The sequence below is a fragment of the Chromobacterium sphagni genome (assembly GCF_001855575.1).
Classification (GTDB): domain Bacteria; phylum Pseudomonadota; class Gammaproteobacteria; order Burkholderiales; family Chromobacteriaceae; genus Chromobacterium; species Chromobacterium sphagni.
Window position 1 is genome coordinate 1879617 of sequence record NZ_MKCS01000001.1, and the last position, 14737, is coordinate 1894353.

Genomic DNA, 14737 nt, shown 5'->3' on the forward strand with positions numbered 1-14737 from the left:
GGCCTTTTGCTTTTCCCGCCGCCATTAATTAATGATAACGATAATTGTTATCATTTTGATAAGCCTGTATCCTGCCGCCTTTTGTCAACAGGCGGCCCAGGTGTTCGACGGTTATTATCGCGAATTGCTCAACTTCCTCGTCCGCGCCACCGGCTCGAAAAGCCGCGCCGAGGATGTGGCGCAGGACGTCTACCTCAAGGTGCTGCGCCATCGCGCTTCCCCCTCCGCCGCCACGCGCGCGGTGGAGTCTCCGCGTGCGCTGCTGTACGCCGCCGCGCGCAATCTGCTGATAGACCAGCACCGCCGCGACAGCCTGCGCCGGCATCAGGACATTGCCGATCTGGAGCTGGCCGCGCCCAGCCAGTGGGAGCCGGAGCGGCGGCTGGCCGACCGCCAGCAGGCGGCGCTGCTGCTGCAGGCGATCGAGACGCTGCCGCCGCGCTGCCGCCAGGCTTTCGTGTTGTTCAAGCTGGAGGGCTTGAGCCAGGCCGACATCGCCGTGCAGATGGGGATTTCACGGAATATGGTGGAAAAACACATTATCAACGGCATGCTGGCGTGCCGGCGCGCGCTGGACGAGGAGGAAGGGCGATGATGGAACGCGGGCAGGCGGCCAACCAGGAGCTGCCGGAGGCGCAGGCGGCGCGCTGGCGCTTGCGCGAGCAACAGGGCTTGAGCCAGAAGGAAAAGCGGCAGCTGGCGGACTGGCTGGATGCGTCCGCCGAGCATCGCCGCGCCTACGCAGCGTTGCACCGGGTGGATACGCTGTTGGATGGCTTGAGCGCCGCCGAGCGGCTGCGGCTGTCGGCGATGGCGCGTCCGCCGCGCCGGCAGCCTTGGCTGGCCGCCTGCGCGGTGTTGCTGCTGACCTGTGGCCTGCTGTGGCAGTGGCGCGCCGCCCAGCCGCAATGGCGGATGACGCTGGCCACCGCGCCCGGCCAGCAATTGAGCCGGACTCTGGACGACGGCAGCCGCTTGCAGCTGGATGCCGACAGCCGGATCGAGCTGAGCTATTTCGCCGGCCGGCGCGAAGCGCGGCTGCTGCAGGGGCAGGCGATGTTCGACGTGAGGCCGGATGCCGCCCGGCCATTCCGGGTGGCGGCCGACAAGGTGCGGGTGACGGTACTGGGCACCCGCTTCGCCGTGCGCAATCTGTACGGCGAAGTGGCGGTGGCGGTGGCGCATGGCAAGGTGAGGGTGGCGCGCTACGAGGATGCCGACGCGGCGGCGGGTTCTGCGGACGATTCCCGGCAGCGCTTGCTGCTGGTGGACGGACAGCAGGCGCGCTTGCGCCAGGGCCTGCTGCAACCGCCGCAGGCTGTGGCGCCGCAGGCGGTGGCGTCCTGGCGAGCAGGCCGGCTGGATTTTGTCGACCAGCCATTGGCGGATGTGCTGCGCGAGTTCGAACGTTATGGCCCCGCCGGCCTGGCATTGGCCGATGCCCGTCTGGGCGGCCTGCGCCTGAGCGGCAGCTTCGCCAGCCGCGATCCGGCGGCATTCGCCCGCATTCTGCCGCAGGTGTTGCCGGTGCGGGTGCGGCCGGGGCCGGGCGGGAGGCTGATCGACGCGCGCTGATGGTTTGATTGCAGATTATTTTTGCTGGCGGATGTCAGGATGCGGAAGGCTGCCGCGTCTTCATGAATGCAAATAATTATTAATTACATTCGTGATGAGGTACCGCCACATGTTGTTTTCCCGTCCGGGAGCCGCCGCCGGCTCGCTGATGCTGGGCCTGGCCTGCGTTCCGCCGGCCCTGGCGCAAAGCCAGATCTTCGCTTTCCAGATCGCCCCGCAGCCGCTTGCCGGCGCGCTGAATGAGCTGGCGCGGCAGTCCGGCATGAATCTGCTGTTCGACGCCGGTTTGGCGCAGGGCCGCGACAGTCCGGCGCTGCAGGGGCGCTATACCGTGCGCGACGCGCTGCGCCGGCTGCTGGCAGGCAGTGATCTGGCGGCCAGAGTGGAGAATGGCGGCATCGTGGTGGCGCTGGCGCCCGCGGCCGGCTCCGCGGCGGTGAAGATAGGCACGCTTCAGGTGCAGGGCGCCGGCAGCGCGCCGGGCACGCTGTCCGACGACGAGATGGAACTGGCCGACCGGCCCTATCTCAAGCCCGGCTCGTCGGCGGTGATCGCCAGGGAGCAGATAGAGCGCTTTCGCGGCACCTCCCCGGCCGACATGTTCAAGGGCGTGGCCGGCGTGCAGGTAGGGGAGAGCCGCAACAGCGGTTCGGTGGATGTCAACGTCCGCGGCCTGCAGGGGCAGGGGCGGGTGCCGGTGGTGGTGGACGGCGGCCAGCAGTCCGTCACGGTCTATCGCGGCTACGGCGGCGTCGCCGACCGCAACTACATCGATCCGGACTTGATCGGTCGCGTCACCATCGACAAGGGCCCCAGCCTGTCGGTGCAAGGCGCCGGCGCCATCGGCGGCCTGGTGCAGATGGAAACGCTGGGTCCGGAGGATGTGCTGAAGCCGGTCGAGAGGCTGGGGTTGAGGCTGCGCGGCGGTCTGCAGAGCAATACCGCCCAGCCGCCGGGCGACGCGCATGCCAGGCCGCGCCAGCACAGTCCGGCGCTGGACGCGCGCGCCGGCTCCGGCAGCATCGCCGCGGCGCTGCGCGAGGATACGTACGAGCTGGTGGGCGCCTATGCCTACCGCGACCTGGGCAATTTCTTCGCCGGCAAGCGCGGCTTCAACGGCTATGCGGTGAAGAACGACTGGATGTCGTCCGGCAGCCAGCAGGATGTCGGCGTTACCCGCATCTTCAAGGCCGGGGAGGAGGTGTTCAACACCGCCAACCGCAGCGAGTCCATCCTGCTAAAAGGCACGCTGCGGCCGGACGCCGAGCGCGCGCTGGAGCTGGGCTTCCGCCGCTATGACAGCCGCTACGGCGAAATCATGACTTCGCAGATCATCCGCAACGAAGGCGACTCGGTGCCGCAATGGCCGCGCAGCCAGGTGCGGGTGGACGCCTACAGCGCCCGCTTCAAATGGCAGCCGGCCGACAATCCGCTGATCAATCTGAAGGCCAATCTGTGGCATACCGATATGGACAGCCGCAGCTACAGCGGCGATGTGTTCCGCAATCCCACCCAGGGCAAGCCGCGCCCGGGCTGGGGCGACTGCGACGCCTGCATCGATTTTTCCTACCTCGCGCCGGTGCAGGCGCAGCGCAGCGGCGCCGATCTCAGCAACACTTCGCGTTTCGGCACCGGCATCGGCGCCTTCAGGCTGGATTACGGCCTGACCCTGCAGCATGAGCGCCTGGCGCCGGGCAAGGGCTTCATCCGCAGCGAAGACGACATCAATAACAACCTCAACCTGCGCGACGGCAGCCGCGACGAGCAGAGCGCCTTCCTGGCGCTGAACTGGGCGCCGACCAGCCGGCTGAGCTTCGATGTCGGCGGCCGCTATATCCGCTTCGCCACCCAGGACAACAATGTCGAAGTCAAGCGGCGGGAAACCTACCGCGCCACGATGAAAACCGCGCAGGTGTACCGCGACGAGTCGCCGTACGACTACCTGGGCGAGGTGGAGTGGCGGCCGGACGCCGCCGGCAATTACACCGACGCCACCAATCCGTTCAAGCAGCCCGGCGGCGTGTATCTGGACGCCAGCGGCCAGCCGCAGCCGCTGAGCGCGGTCAAGGCGAACGCGGACGAGGCGAATTGGTACGAACAGCAGGAACTGGCATCGCGCCAGTATCTGCGCGGCGAGGCCTACCGGCGCAAGGACCACGGCTTCGCGCCGATGCTGGGCGTCAATTTCAAGCTGAGCGACAGCGCCACCGCCTACCTGCGCTACGTCGAAGGCCTGCGCATGCCCAGCCTGATGGAGTCGACGCTGGGCTCGTCCACTCCCTTCCTGGGAGAGCTGAAGCCGGAACGCAGCCAGAACTGGGAGCTGGGCGTCAGCGTGCTCAAGGATGGCCTGCTGAGCAGCGACGACCAGTTCCGCTTCAAGATCGCCTACTTTGACAACACCACCCGCGACTACATCACCCGCCGGCCGATTCCCGGCAAGGAAGCGTGGCAGCAGAACTTCAGCATGGTGAACATGGACCGCTACCAGCTGTCCGGCATCGAGCTGCAAACCGCTTATGACGGCGGCGCGGCGTTCGGCGACCTGTCCGCCACCTACAACCGCAAGACGCAGATCTGCGACCGCGCCTCGGCGGAGTATTTCCGCGGCATCACCTGGTTCGGCGACGCGCATCCGATGGCCAGCACGCCGGAGTGCACGCCCAGCGGCTTTTCCACCAGCTATGTGCGCAACCACATCCCGCCGCGTCTCAACCTCAACCTTACCTTGGGCGGCCGCGCCTTCAACCGCAAGCTGAGCTTCGGCACCCGCCTGGTCTACAACAGCGAGCCGGTGGCCAAGCAGGGCGCCAGCGTCGGCGACACGCCGTGGGAGAGCTGGAACGGCACCGCCAACCAGGTGCTGACCCGCGCCTACACGTTGGTGGACCTGTTTGCCAGCTATCAGCTGTCTAAAGACGCCAGCGTCGATTTCGCCATCGACAACCTGACCAACCGCTATTACCTGGACCCGCTGGCGCTGAGCCTGATGCCGGGGCCGGGACGAACCATGCGGCTGAGTCTGGGCATGAAGTTCTGAATCCGGCGTGGATTCCCGCTTTTAACAACAAATAAAAATGGTTATCATTACTATTTATGCGCGCGGCGCTTAGCACGCCGCCACGCATCTCTTCCCGCTCCGCCGCAGGCGGGACGGGATTCAACAGGAAGCACCGCAATGACCATTGTAATCGACGCCACCCGCACCCAGGATCTGAAAGCCCGCACTCACGCCACCCACGACCAGCTGGACCAGCGCATCATGGCCAACCAGCCTTTCGCCAACCGCGACAACTACAGCCGCTTCCTCGACGCGCAGTACCGCTTCCTGCGCGACGCCGACGCGCTGTACGACAATCCCGAACTGGCCGCGCTGTTCCCCGATCTGGCCGAGCGCCGCCGCTACCACAGCATCGCCGCCGACCTGGCCGATCTGGGCCGGCCGCTGCCGCAACTGCAGGCCGCGCCGATCAGCGAGACCCTGGACGTCGCTACCGCGATGGGCTGGCTGTACGTGGTGGAAGGCTCCAAGCTGGGCGCGGCCATCCTGTACAAGCTGGCCGGCAGGCTGGGGCTGGACGAAAGCTGCGGCGCCCGCCACCTGGCAGGCCACCCGGACGGCCGCGCCCGCCACTGGCGCGCCTTCACCGCCGCGCTGGACGGCCTGCAGCTGGACGCTGAGGCGGAAGCGCGCGTCACCGCCGGCGCGGTGGCGGCCTTCGCCTGCATGAACGCCCATCTGGACCAGGTGTACGCTTGAGCCCGCGGCCGCATCCGGCGGTGCGCTGGCTTTACCTGCTGGGCGGTTGCGCGATGGTGGGCCTGGGCGTGATCGGCGCGCTGCTGCCGGTGATGCCTACCACCATCTTCCTGATCCTGGCGCTGGCCTGTTTCAGCAAGTCTTCGCCCAGGCTGGAGCAGCGGCTGCTGGACCACCCGCGCTTCGGCCCCGGCTTGCGCCGCTGGCGCGAGCAACGCATCGTGCCGGTGCGCGCCAAATGCTTCGCCGCGCTGGGCATGGCCGTGGGCTTCATCGCGCTGCTGCTGGCGCGGCCACCGCATTGGGTGCCGTGGCTGGTGGCGGTGATCGAGCTGTCGGTGTTGCTGTACCTGCTGGGCCGGCCGTCGCGGCTGCCGGGAGAGCCGGCGCTCCGTTTGCCCTGTCCCGCCTGCTGGAAATCGCTGGCGCTGTTGCTGGTCGCGGCGGCGCATCTATGGCTGCTGTTCGGCGGCTGGCCTCTGGCCGCGGCGCGGCCGCCGCTTCAGGAGTCGGCCAGGCCCGCCATGCAATGGCTGGCCTCCACCGGCAAGGCGCTGCCGCAGCAGAAGAAACTGGCGCCGCGGGAAACCGCAGCCGCGGCGGCCCGCCATGCGGCCGCGGCTGCCGACGCGCCCAGGCTGTTGAGCCGCCCCCGGGCGGAGACGGCGATGGCCAGCGTCGACCACCGTTTGGCGGCGCCGGCTCCGCAGCCGCAGCAGCAGGCAGCCAAACCGCAAACCCAGCCGCAGCAGGCATCGCTTGCCGCCGCGCCGTCGGCCGCCACCCAGGTGGCGCCGCAGCAGCAAGCCAGCCAGGGGCGCAGCAGCTGGGAAGGCAAGGTGCTGGCCCGGCTGGAGCGTTTCCGCCGCTATCCCGCGGCTGCCCGGCTGAGGGGCGACGAGGGCGTGGCCTACCTGTCGCTCCGCGTCAGCCGCGGCGGCCAGCTGCTGGCGGCGCGCATCGGCCAGGGCAGCGGACACGCGGCGCTGGACCAGGCGGCGCTGGACACCGTCTACCGCGCGGCGCCCTTGCCGCGCATTCCCGACGATCTGCCGGACGAAGTGGAGCTGAGCGTGCCGGTGGAGTACTTCATCAGCGGCTGATTCAGCGCCGGGCGGCGATGCTCGCCTGTTCCGCCACCGGCCCCAGCGCCAGCGCCGGCAAATAGGTCAGCGCGGTGGCCAGGAGGATGGTGGCGATCAGCAGCAGCGCGAACGTCGGCCCATGGCTGGGCAGGGTACCCGCTCCGGGCGCGCGCCGCGGCTTGCCCGCCAGCGAGCCGGCCAGCGCCAGCACCGGCACGATCACGCCGTAGCGGCCAAACCACATCGCGATGGCCAGCATGATGTTGTAGAACGGGGTGTTGGCCGACAGGCCGGCGAAGGCGCTGCCGTTGTTGTTGGCGGCCGAAGTATAGGCATACAGCACTTCGCTCAGGCCGTGGGCGCCGGGGTTGCCCAGGCCGGCCAGGCCGGCGGCGGTGCTGACGCTGAGCGCCGACGGCAGCAGGATCAAGAGCGGCACCAGGAGCAGCACGATGGCCATCATCTTGGTCTCGAACGCCTCTATCTTCTTGCCCAGGTACTCGGGCGCCCGCCCTATCATCAGTCCGACGATGAACACCGCCAGGATCGCGTGGATGACGATGCTGTACAGGCCGGCGCCGGGGCCGCCGAACACCACTTCGCCGGTCTGTATCAGCACCATCGGCACCATGCCGCCTATCGGCATGAAGGAGTCATGCATGGAGTTGACCGCGCCGTCGCCGGAACTGGTGGTGACCACGGCGTACAGCGCCGAGCCGGCGGCGCCGAAGCGCACTTCCTTGCCCTCCATATTGCCGCCGGTCTGGTGTCGATTGTATTGCTGGCTAACCTGGGAGGGCGGCAGCAGCGGATTGCCGGCCTGCTCGCTTTGCATGCACACCGCGGCGCCCAGCGCCAGCATCAGGCTCATCGCCGCGACGATGGTCCAGCCCTGGCGGGTGTCCCCCACCATCAGGCCGAAGGCGTAGCACAGGCCGGCCGGCAGGATCAGCAAAGTCAGCAATTGCAGGAAGTTGGTCAGCGGGGTGGGATTTTCATAGGGGTGGGCGGAGTTGGCGTTGAAGAAGCCGCCGCCGTCGCCGCTCATGATCTTGATCGGCTCCTGCGAAGCCACCGGTCCCAGCGCCAGGTACTGCTGGCGGGTGCTCAACTGCTGCGTCAGCGGCTGGCCGCGGGCATCTTTCAGCGCATTGCCGTTCTTGTCCTGCAGCGGCACGCTGTAATGGGTGATGTCCAGCATCCGCGCCGATTGTCCCGCGCTCAGCGTTTGCGGCACGCCCTGCTGGACGAAAACCAGCGCCAGGATAAAGGACAAGGGCAGCAGGATGTACAGCGTGCAGCGGGTGAGGTCCACCCAGACATTGCCCAGGGTTTCGCCTGACTGGCGCGCAAAGCCGCGCGCCAGGGCCAGCATCACCGCCATGCCGCTGGCGGCGGACAGAAAGCTCTGCACATTGATGCCCATCATTTGGCTGAGGTGGCTCATGGTGGTTTCGCCGGCGTAGCCTTGCCAGCTGGTGTTGCTGACAAAGCTGATGGCGGTGTTGAAAGCGGAGTCGGGAGCGACGTTGCCGAAGGCTTGCGGATTGAGCGGCAGCCAGGCTTGCCAGCGCTGAAGCAGGTAGAGGAACACGGTGCCGACCAGTTGGAACAGCAGCAGGTTGATCGCATAGCTTTTCCAGGCCATTTCCTGCTCCGGGTCCACTGCCGCCAGCCGATACAGCCGGCGCTCCAGCCAGCGGCCGGGGCGGCCCAGCAGCGGAGGCCGGCCCTCCATCGCCAGCCGCATGTAATGGCCGGCCGGCTTGATCAGCGCCAGCAGAGCCAGCAGGAACAGGCCCAATTGCAGTGATGCGTGTGTCAGCATGATGTTTCTCGCAGAAAAATATCCGGGCAGCCCGCTGCATGCGATGACAGTCGTGCCGTTACGCCGTGTACTGTAAGAAAGGCATTGTTAAAGCCTGCTAAGAATTTGCCGCCAAGATGTAAGAATGTCATCAATGCCCGGCTTGCCGCATAATACGGCCATTGGATATTAGCCTTGGGGGAATGCCATGAAGGAACTGATTAAGGGCGGGCTGCTGCTGGCGGCCCTGTGGTCGGGCGCGGCGCTGGCGCAGAACGCCGACGAGCAGCTGCTGGCGGCGCAGATGGCTTTCCAGCAGGCGCAAAGCCAGCAATCGCAGGCGGACGCCAAGCTGAAAATGGCGCAGGACGCCAAGACGCTGGCCGAGCAGCGGCTGGCCGGCGCGCAGGCGACGCTGGACAAGGCCAATGCCGATCTGGCGGCCGCGACCGCGGCGCAAGGCAGCGCGCAGCAGGCATTGCAAAACGCCACCCGGACGCTGAACCAGGCCTGGCAGCGCAAGGACGGCGGACAGTAAGGGCTCTAGCGGGAGTTCAACTGCTGGTAGCGTTGAATGTCCTGCCGCATCTTCTGGCGGAAGGCATCCACTTCGCCGCGTTTGGCGGCCATCAGCGTATTGAGGTCCAGCTGCTCGTGTTGCAGCGCCTGCAGATTGTGCAAGGTCGCGGAGTGCGGCTGCTGCTGCAGCTTGCGGCTGAGGTCCAGGTCTTTCTGCAGGTCGCGCTGCTGGATCTGCAGCCCCTGCGCCCGCAGTTCCAGCGCATGGTAGGCCGATTGCAGCACCGACAGCTGCCTTTCCCGGTCGGTCTTCAGGTCGGCCAGCGTGGAATAGCTTTGTATCAGCGCCTGGTCGTGGCGGGTGGCATCCTGTTGCCGCTGCAGCTGCATCCTGGCGGCGGCGGAGGACGCTTCGCGGGCCTTGCGCTGGGCGTCGCTCTCCGCCGGCTTTCTGACTGCGCCCTGCTTGTTCAGCTCCGCCACGCCGCCGCTCTGGTTTTGCAGCGGCGGCGTGTCGCTGTAATGCACCCTGCCGGCTTCGTCCACCCACTTGTATAGCGAGCTGCCGGCATGGGTCGCCGCGCACAACAGCAGGATGGCAAAGCCGGCAAGTCGCATCATCAGTTGTTGACTCCGTATTGGGCGCGGTAGGCGCGCACCGCATCGAGGTGGGCGGCCAGTTCCGTGCTGTGTTCCAGGAAGCCCAGCAGGTCCTTCAGCGTGGCGATGGCCACCACCGGCAGGCCGTGTTGCTGGGCCACTTCCTGCACGGCGGACAGTTCGCCCTGGCCGCGCTCCATCCGGTCCAGCGCGATGGCCACGCCGGCCGGTTCGGCGCCGGCGGCGCGGATCAGCTCCACCGATTCGCGCACCGAGGTGCCGGCGGAGATCACATCGTCTATGATCAGCACCTTGCCCTGGAGCGGCGCGCCGACCAGGGTGCCGCCTTCGCCGTGATCCTTGGCTTCCTTGCGGTTGTAGGCGAAGGGCACGTTGCGGCCCTGTTCGGCCAGGGCCATGCCGGCGGCGGCGGCCAGGATGATGCCTTTATAGGCAGGCCCGAACAGCATGTCGAATGCTATGCCGCTTTCCACGATGGATCTGGCGTAGAAGCGCGACAGGCTCAGCGTGGATGCGCCGTCGTTGAACAGGCCGGCGTTGAAGAAGTAGGGCGACTTGCGGCCCGCCTTGGTGATGAACTCGCCAAACTTCAAAACCTGCTTGTCGAGCGCAAAACGAATAAAATCCTGACGGAAATCGCTCATCCTTACTCCTTTATTGAATCGTTAACTGTTTGAACGGCTGTAAAAAATCGCCGCAAGCATAGCACAGGAGAGACTCTTGCTTCGAATCGTTTCCGCCAACCTCAATGGCATCCGCTCGGCCGACAAGAAAGGCTTTTTCGACTGGCTGGCCACCATCCAGGCCGATTTTGTCTGCGTGCAGGAATTGAAAGCCCAGGCCGCCGACCTGTCCGAGCGCATGCGCGCGCCGGACGGTTTGACCGGCTATTTCCACTATGCGGAGAAGAAGGGCTACAGCGGCGTCGGCGTCTATACCCGGCACCAGCCGGACGCGGTGGTGGAGGGGCTGGGCGTCGATTGGATCGACGCCGAGGGCCGTTTCCTGCAACTGGACTTCGGCAATCTGTCGGTGGTGTCGCTGTATTTGCCGTCCGGCTCCAGCAGCGACGAGCGCCAGCAGGTTAAGTTCGACTTTCTCGACGTGTTCATGCCGCATCTTGAGAGCCTGAAGGCCGCCGGCCGCGACATCGTGATCTGCGGCGACTGGAACATCGCCCACAACGAGATTGATCTGAAAAACTGGAAGGGCAATCTGAAGAATTCCGGCTTCCTGCCGGAAGAGCGCGCCTGGATGACCGACCTGCTGGGCCGGGTGGGTTGGTGCGACGCGTGGCGCAAGCTGTATCCGGAGGCGCCGGGCTACACCTGGTGGAGCAACCGCGGCCAGGCCTACGCCAAGGATGTGGGCTGGCGCATCGACTACCACATCGTCACGCCGGCGCTGATGGCCGACGCGCAAAGCGCCAGCATCTACAAGGACGAGAAGTTCTCCGATCATGCGCCCTTGATCGTCGACTACCAGCGGAGCCTGTGATGTGGGACGACGATGACGTGACGCTGTTGAACGTCCCAGGCTGGGGCAATTCCGGCGCGCAGCATTGGCATGGCCGCTGGGAGGTGACCTACCCGCTGGCGCGCCGGGTCGCGCAGCGCGATTGGCTGTACCCTGCCCGCGACGAATGGGTGGCCGGCGTGGCGGCGGCGGTGGCGGAGATTCCCGGCAAGCTGGTGATCGCTGCCCACAGCCTGGGTTGCCACACGGCCGTGGCCTGGTTGCTGCAGGCATCCTTGCCGGAACAGCGCAAGGTGAGAGGCATGCTGCTGGTGGCGCCGCCGGCGATTCCTCTGACGGATGAGCGGGCGCGCGCCAGCGGCGAACTGCCGGAGGGCGCGCCGCTGCCGGATTTCGCCGGTTTCGATGCGCTGCCGCTGCAGCGTCTGCCGGTGCCGGCCATTCTGGTGGCCAGCCGCGACGATCCTTTTTGCGAGTTTGCCGAAGCCGAGCGGATGGCGGGCATCTGGGGCGCGCAGTTCGTCGACGCCGGCCGCGCCGGCCATATGGGTAGCCATGCGGGCCTGGGCAGCTGGCCGGCAGGCCAGAGTCTGTTGCAGCGTTTGATCCTCGGCTAGCGCGGAAGCCCGCCGCGAGGGCGATCCGCCTAAGCATCTAGACCGCTTGGCGGCGCGCCCGGCCGCGCTGCGCGGCCATGCTCAGCGTTCGACGGGCCGCGCCGGGTCGCTGCACCATTCGCTCCAAGAGCCCGGGTACAGCCGGCTGCCGGAAAAGCCGGCGATTTCCATCGCCAGCAGATTGTGGCAGGCGGTGACGCCGGAGCCGCACTGGTGGACGATGGACGCCGGGTCGAAGCCGGCACCCAGCAGCGCTTCCCATTCCGCCCGTAGCTGCGCCGCCGGCTTGTAGCGCTGTCCGGCATCCAGATTGCTCATGAAGAAGCGGTTGGCCGCACCGGGAATGTGGCCGGCGACCGGATCTATCGTCTCGCCTATGCCGCGGAAGCGCTCGCCGCTGCGCGCGTCCACCACGGTGAAGTCCCGGCTTGCCAGATTGGCCTGCACCGCGCCGGCGTCCACCGCCTGCTGCAGCGGCGGGCGGATGGCGAAGCGGCACGAGCGGCGCTGCGGCGTTTTGGCGTCCACCGCGCCGCCGCCGGCCCGCCAGGCGGCGAAGCCGCCGTCCAATACCGCCACCTGCTCATGCCCCAGCCAGCGCAGCAGCCACCAGGCGCGCGCCGCGTACTGGCCGGCGCCGTCGTCGTAGGCCACCACCTGGCTGTCTTCGTCCACGCCGATCGCGCCCAGATCCACCGCCAGCCGCTGGCCGTCGGGCAAGGGATGGCGGCCGTTGTGGCCGTTCTTGCTGCCGGACAGGTGGTAGTCCAGGTGCAGGTAATGGGCGCCGGGGATGTGGCTGGCGGCATGGGCGGCGTGGCCGTAGTCGGGTTGGTCCAGTTGGAAGCGGCAATCCAGCACCACCAGCCGCTCGGACGACAGGCCGGCCAGCTGGGCGGGAGAAATCAGCGTGGTGTACATGGGGTGTCCGTATCGATGCGAGAAGGTCCAGCCTAGCGGCAGGAGCCGGGCGCTGGCAAGTGTGCTAGAACGTTAACATTGATCATTCATATGCGGACATTCAACGGGTATGCTCTGCAGCGGGCCGCCGACCGAGGCGGCCGACAATAATTCCAGACAATGCGTAACGGGGAAAGAACATGTTCAGTGCTTTGACGATAGGCCAGCGCATCCTGCTGCTGGCGTGCAGTTTATTGCTGGCGCTATGCCTGGTGGGCGGCGGCGGCTGGTGGTCGCTTAACGGCATCGGCAGCGAGTTGACGGTATTGTTCGGCGAGAAGCTGGCTTTCCGCCATCACCTGGACAGCATGCAGCGCAGCATGCTGCGGGTGCGGCAGGACGAGAAGAACATCTTCATCAGCATCGGCAACCCGGCGAATACCGACCAGAGCATACAGACCAACAAGCAGCTGCTGGACAAGGAGATTGTCCAGTTCAAGGAGCTGGCGACCCAGGCCAAGACCATGCCGATGGCGGCGGAGCACCTGGCGGAATTCGACAGCATGCTGCAGGGCATAGACGGTTATCAACAGGGCATGGATGCCTTGTACCAGCGCATCGCCAAGGGCGAGATCGCGGCGGCCAACGCCGGCGACGCCGCCATCGTCCCGTTCAAGCCCAAGTTGTATGCGGCGCGCGATGCGCTGAACAAGCTGACCGACCTGGCCGATCAAACTTCCAAGGCGTCGGAAGAGCAGATGTCGGCGACGATGGCGCGCACGATACAGGCGATGCTGGCGCTGGTGGTCCTGGCGTTGCTGCTGGGCGGCGCGCTGGCCTGGTTGATCTCGCGCTCCATCACCCGGCCATTGGCGGCGATGCAGGAAAAGATGCGCCACGCCGCCGAGCATAACGACCTGACGGTGGAAATAGACCAGACCGGGCGCGACGAGGTCAGCGAGACCGGCCGCGCGTTGGCGCGGCTGCTGGGCAATCTGCGCGCCTTCATCGAACGCACGCGCCAGGACTCGGCCCAGGTCACCAGCACCGCGCAATCGCTGTCGCAGGTGTCGCAGCGCATCGCCGACGCCTCGCGGATGCAGACTGACGCCTCGTCGTCGACGGCCGCCTCGGTGGAGCAGATGACGGTCAGCATCAATCTGGTGGCCGACCATTCGCATGAGATGGCCAGCGAGGCGCAAAGCAGCATGCGCGAGGCGGTGAGCGGCACCCAGGTGGCGGGCGAGGCCGCCAGGGAGATGCAGGAGATCGCGCGGGTGATAGGCGAATCGGAGGCGGTGATCGATACGCTCAACCAGCGCTCGGACGAGATAGGCAATATCGTCGAGGTGATCCACGACATCGCCGAGCAGACCAATCTGTTGGCGCTCAACGCCGCGATCGAGGCGGCGCGGGCCGGCGAGATGGGCCGCGGCTTCGCGGTGGTGGCGGACGAGGTGAGGAAGCTGGCCGAGCGCACCGCCCAGGCCACCGGCGAGATCTCGTCCAAGATCCAGGCGGTGCAGGGCGACACCACCACCGCGGTGGCCAGCATGCGCGAGGCGGCCGAGCGGGTGGGCAGCGGCGTGGCCCTCAGCTCCCAGGTCAGCGAACGGCTGGCGCAGATCCGCGAGCTGTCGTCGCGGCTGCTGGAGAAAACCAGCGAGATCGCCGGCGCGATGCGCGAGCAGAGCACCGCCAGCAACGACGCGGCCAAGAGCGTGGAGCGCATTGCCAGCATGGGCGCGGAAAACGGCCAGTCGGTGGAGGCCTCGTCCGACATGGCGCAACAACTGTCGCAGCTGGCGCATGGCCTGGATCAGGCGATCAGCCGCTTCCGCACCGCCTGAGGAGAGGCTACAGCGCCAACGCGGCGCGCAACTGTTCGGCCAGGTGCGGCTGGCTGTGGTCGGCGCCGTCGCGGCGGGGCGAGGCCCAGACCGGGCTGGGGAAGTGGGCGTCGTCGGTGAAGCGCGGAATCACGTGCCAGTGCAGATGCGGCACCATATTGCCCAGGCTGGCCAGGTTGATCTTGGCCGGCTGCATCACCTGGCGCAGCGCCGTCTCGGTGCGATAGACCCAGTCCATCAGGTGCTGGCGTTCGGCCGGCGCCAGGTCGGTCATTTCGGCGACATGGCCGCGCCAGATGACGCGGCAGAAGCCGGGGTAGCCGGCCTCCTCCACCAGCAGCACCCGCAGGCTGTCGTCCTGGTGCAGCAGTTCGCCGCTGGCTTGTTCACATAATTCGCAATGCATGGTCCGGCCCTGTCTTGATTGAATAGACCTTTGATTTTACGCCAGCCGCGCCGCCGGGGCAGCGGCGCAGCTCTGTTATACTTAAAGGGTCGGCGCGGCCTTCTGGCCATGCCGACAGGCA

14 protein-coding genes are annotated in these 14737 nt (G+C 66.9%); 9 read left to right on the forward strand and 5 right to left on the reverse strand.

Features of this window, described 5'->3' with window-relative positions; all coding sequences use genetic code 11:
• Window positions 1-100 precede the first annotated feature (100 nt).
• From BI347_RS08890 to BI347_RS08910, 5 genes are all read left to right on the forward strand, one after another.
• Window positions 101-595, forward strand: coding sequence for a sigma-70 family RNA polymerase sigma factor (locus BI347_RS08890; protein ID WP_071116382.1), 495 nt, complete (start codon window positions 101-103; stop codon window positions 593-595).
• The gene (locus tag BI347_RS08895) at window positions 592-1575 is read left to right on the forward strand and encodes a FecR family protein (protein WP_071114216.1); all 984 of its coding nucleotides are present in this window, start codon (window positions 592-594) and stop codon (window positions 1573-1575) included. Before BI347_RS08890 ends, BI347_RS08895 begins: the two co-directional genes overlap by 4 nt.
• A 109-nt stretch (window positions 1576-1684) precedes the next feature.
• Window positions 1685-4615: a TonB-dependent receptor gene (locus BI347_RS08900; protein ID WP_071115731.1), complete on the forward strand. Its 2931-nt coding sequence runs from the start codon at window positions 1685-1687 to the stop codon at window positions 4613-4615.
• A 138-nt stretch (window positions 4616-4753) separates the two neighbouring features.
• Window positions 4754-5335 (forward strand): biliverdin-producing heme oxygenase, encoded by a 582-nt coding sequence (locus BI347_RS08905; RefSeq protein WP_071115732.1) that lies wholly within the window; start codon window positions 4754-4756, stop codon window positions 5333-5335.
• Window positions 5332-6438: a TonB family protein gene (locus BI347_RS08910; protein WP_071115733.1), complete on the forward strand. Its 1107-nt coding sequence runs from the start codon at window positions 5332-5334 to the stop codon at window positions 6436-6438. Before BI347_RS08905 ends, BI347_RS08910 begins: the two co-directional genes overlap by 4 nt.
• Window position 6439: 1 nt before the next feature.
• Here BI347_RS08910 and kdpA read toward each other — a convergent pair whose 3' ends face one another.
• On the reverse strand, window positions 6440-8248 hold the full coding sequence (gene kdpA, locus BI347_RS08915; protein ID WP_071115734.1) for a potassium-transporting ATPase subunit KdpA: 1809 nt from the start codon (window positions 8246-8248) through the stop codon (window positions 6440-6442).
• 187 nt (window positions 8249-8435) lie between these two features.
• Here kdpA and BI347_RS08920 point away from each other — a divergent pair, with 187 nt between their 5' ends.
• Complete coding sequence (locus BI347_RS08920) at window positions 8436-8765, forward strand: hypothetical protein (RefSeq protein ID WP_071114229.1); 330 nt, start codon at window positions 8436-8438, stop codon at window positions 8763-8765.
• Window positions 8766-8770: 5 nt separating this feature from the next.
• On the opposite strand, the gene BI347_RS08925 is transcribed toward BI347_RS08920, so the two are convergent.
• Together BI347_RS08925 and pyrE are read right to left on the reverse strand one after the other, a co-directional pair.
• Entirely contained in the window at window positions 8771-9367 is a 597-nt protein-coding gene (locus BI347_RS08925) for a DUF4124 domain-containing protein (RefSeq protein WP_071115735.1), read from the reverse strand.
• A complete protein-coding gene (gene pyrE, locus BI347_RS08930) occupies window positions 9367-10011 on the reverse strand; it encodes an orotate phosphoribosyltransferase (RefSeq protein ID WP_071115736.1) in 645 nt (214 codons plus the stop codon). Before pyrE ends, BI347_RS08925 begins: the two co-directional genes overlap by 1 nt.
• A 76-nt stretch (window positions 10012-10087) precedes the next feature.
• Here pyrE and BI347_RS08935 point away from each other — a divergent pair, with 76 nt between their 5' ends.
• Together BI347_RS08935 and BI347_RS08940 are read left to right on the forward strand one after the other, a co-directional pair.
• Window positions 10088-10864, forward strand: a complete 777-nt coding sequence (locus BI347_RS08935) for an exodeoxyribonuclease III (protein ID WP_071114232.1) — start codon at window positions 10088-10090, stop codon at window positions 10862-10864.
• Entirely contained in the window at window positions 10864-11460 is a 597-nt protein-coding gene (locus BI347_RS08940) for an alpha/beta hydrolase (RefSeq protein ID WP_071115737.1), read from the forward strand. The genes BI347_RS08935 and BI347_RS08940 overlap by 1 nt, the downstream gene beginning before the upstream one ends.
• A gap of 81 nt (window positions 11461-11541) precedes the next feature.
• Here BI347_RS08940 and BI347_RS08945 read toward each other — a convergent pair whose 3' ends face one another.
• Window positions 11542-12381: a sulfurtransferase gene (locus BI347_RS08945; protein ID WP_071115738.1), complete on the reverse strand. Its 840-nt coding sequence runs from the start codon at window positions 12379-12381 to the stop codon at window positions 11542-11544.
• Window positions 12382-12560: 179 nt separating this feature from the next.
• Between BI347_RS08945 and BI347_RS08950 the strand changes: the two genes are divergently transcribed.
• A complete protein-coding gene (locus tag BI347_RS08950) occupies window positions 12561-14210 on the forward strand; it encodes a methyl-accepting chemotaxis protein (protein WP_071114235.1) in 1650 nt (549 codons plus the stop codon).
• A gap of 7 nt (window positions 14211-14217) precedes the next feature.
• Here BI347_RS08950 and BI347_RS08955 read toward each other — a convergent pair whose 3' ends face one another.
• Window positions 14218-14616 (reverse strand): HIT family protein, encoded by a 399-nt coding sequence (locus tag BI347_RS08955; RefSeq protein ID WP_071114236.1) that lies wholly within the window; start codon window positions 14614-14616, stop codon window positions 14218-14220.
• Window positions 14617-14737 lie beyond the last annotated feature (121 nt).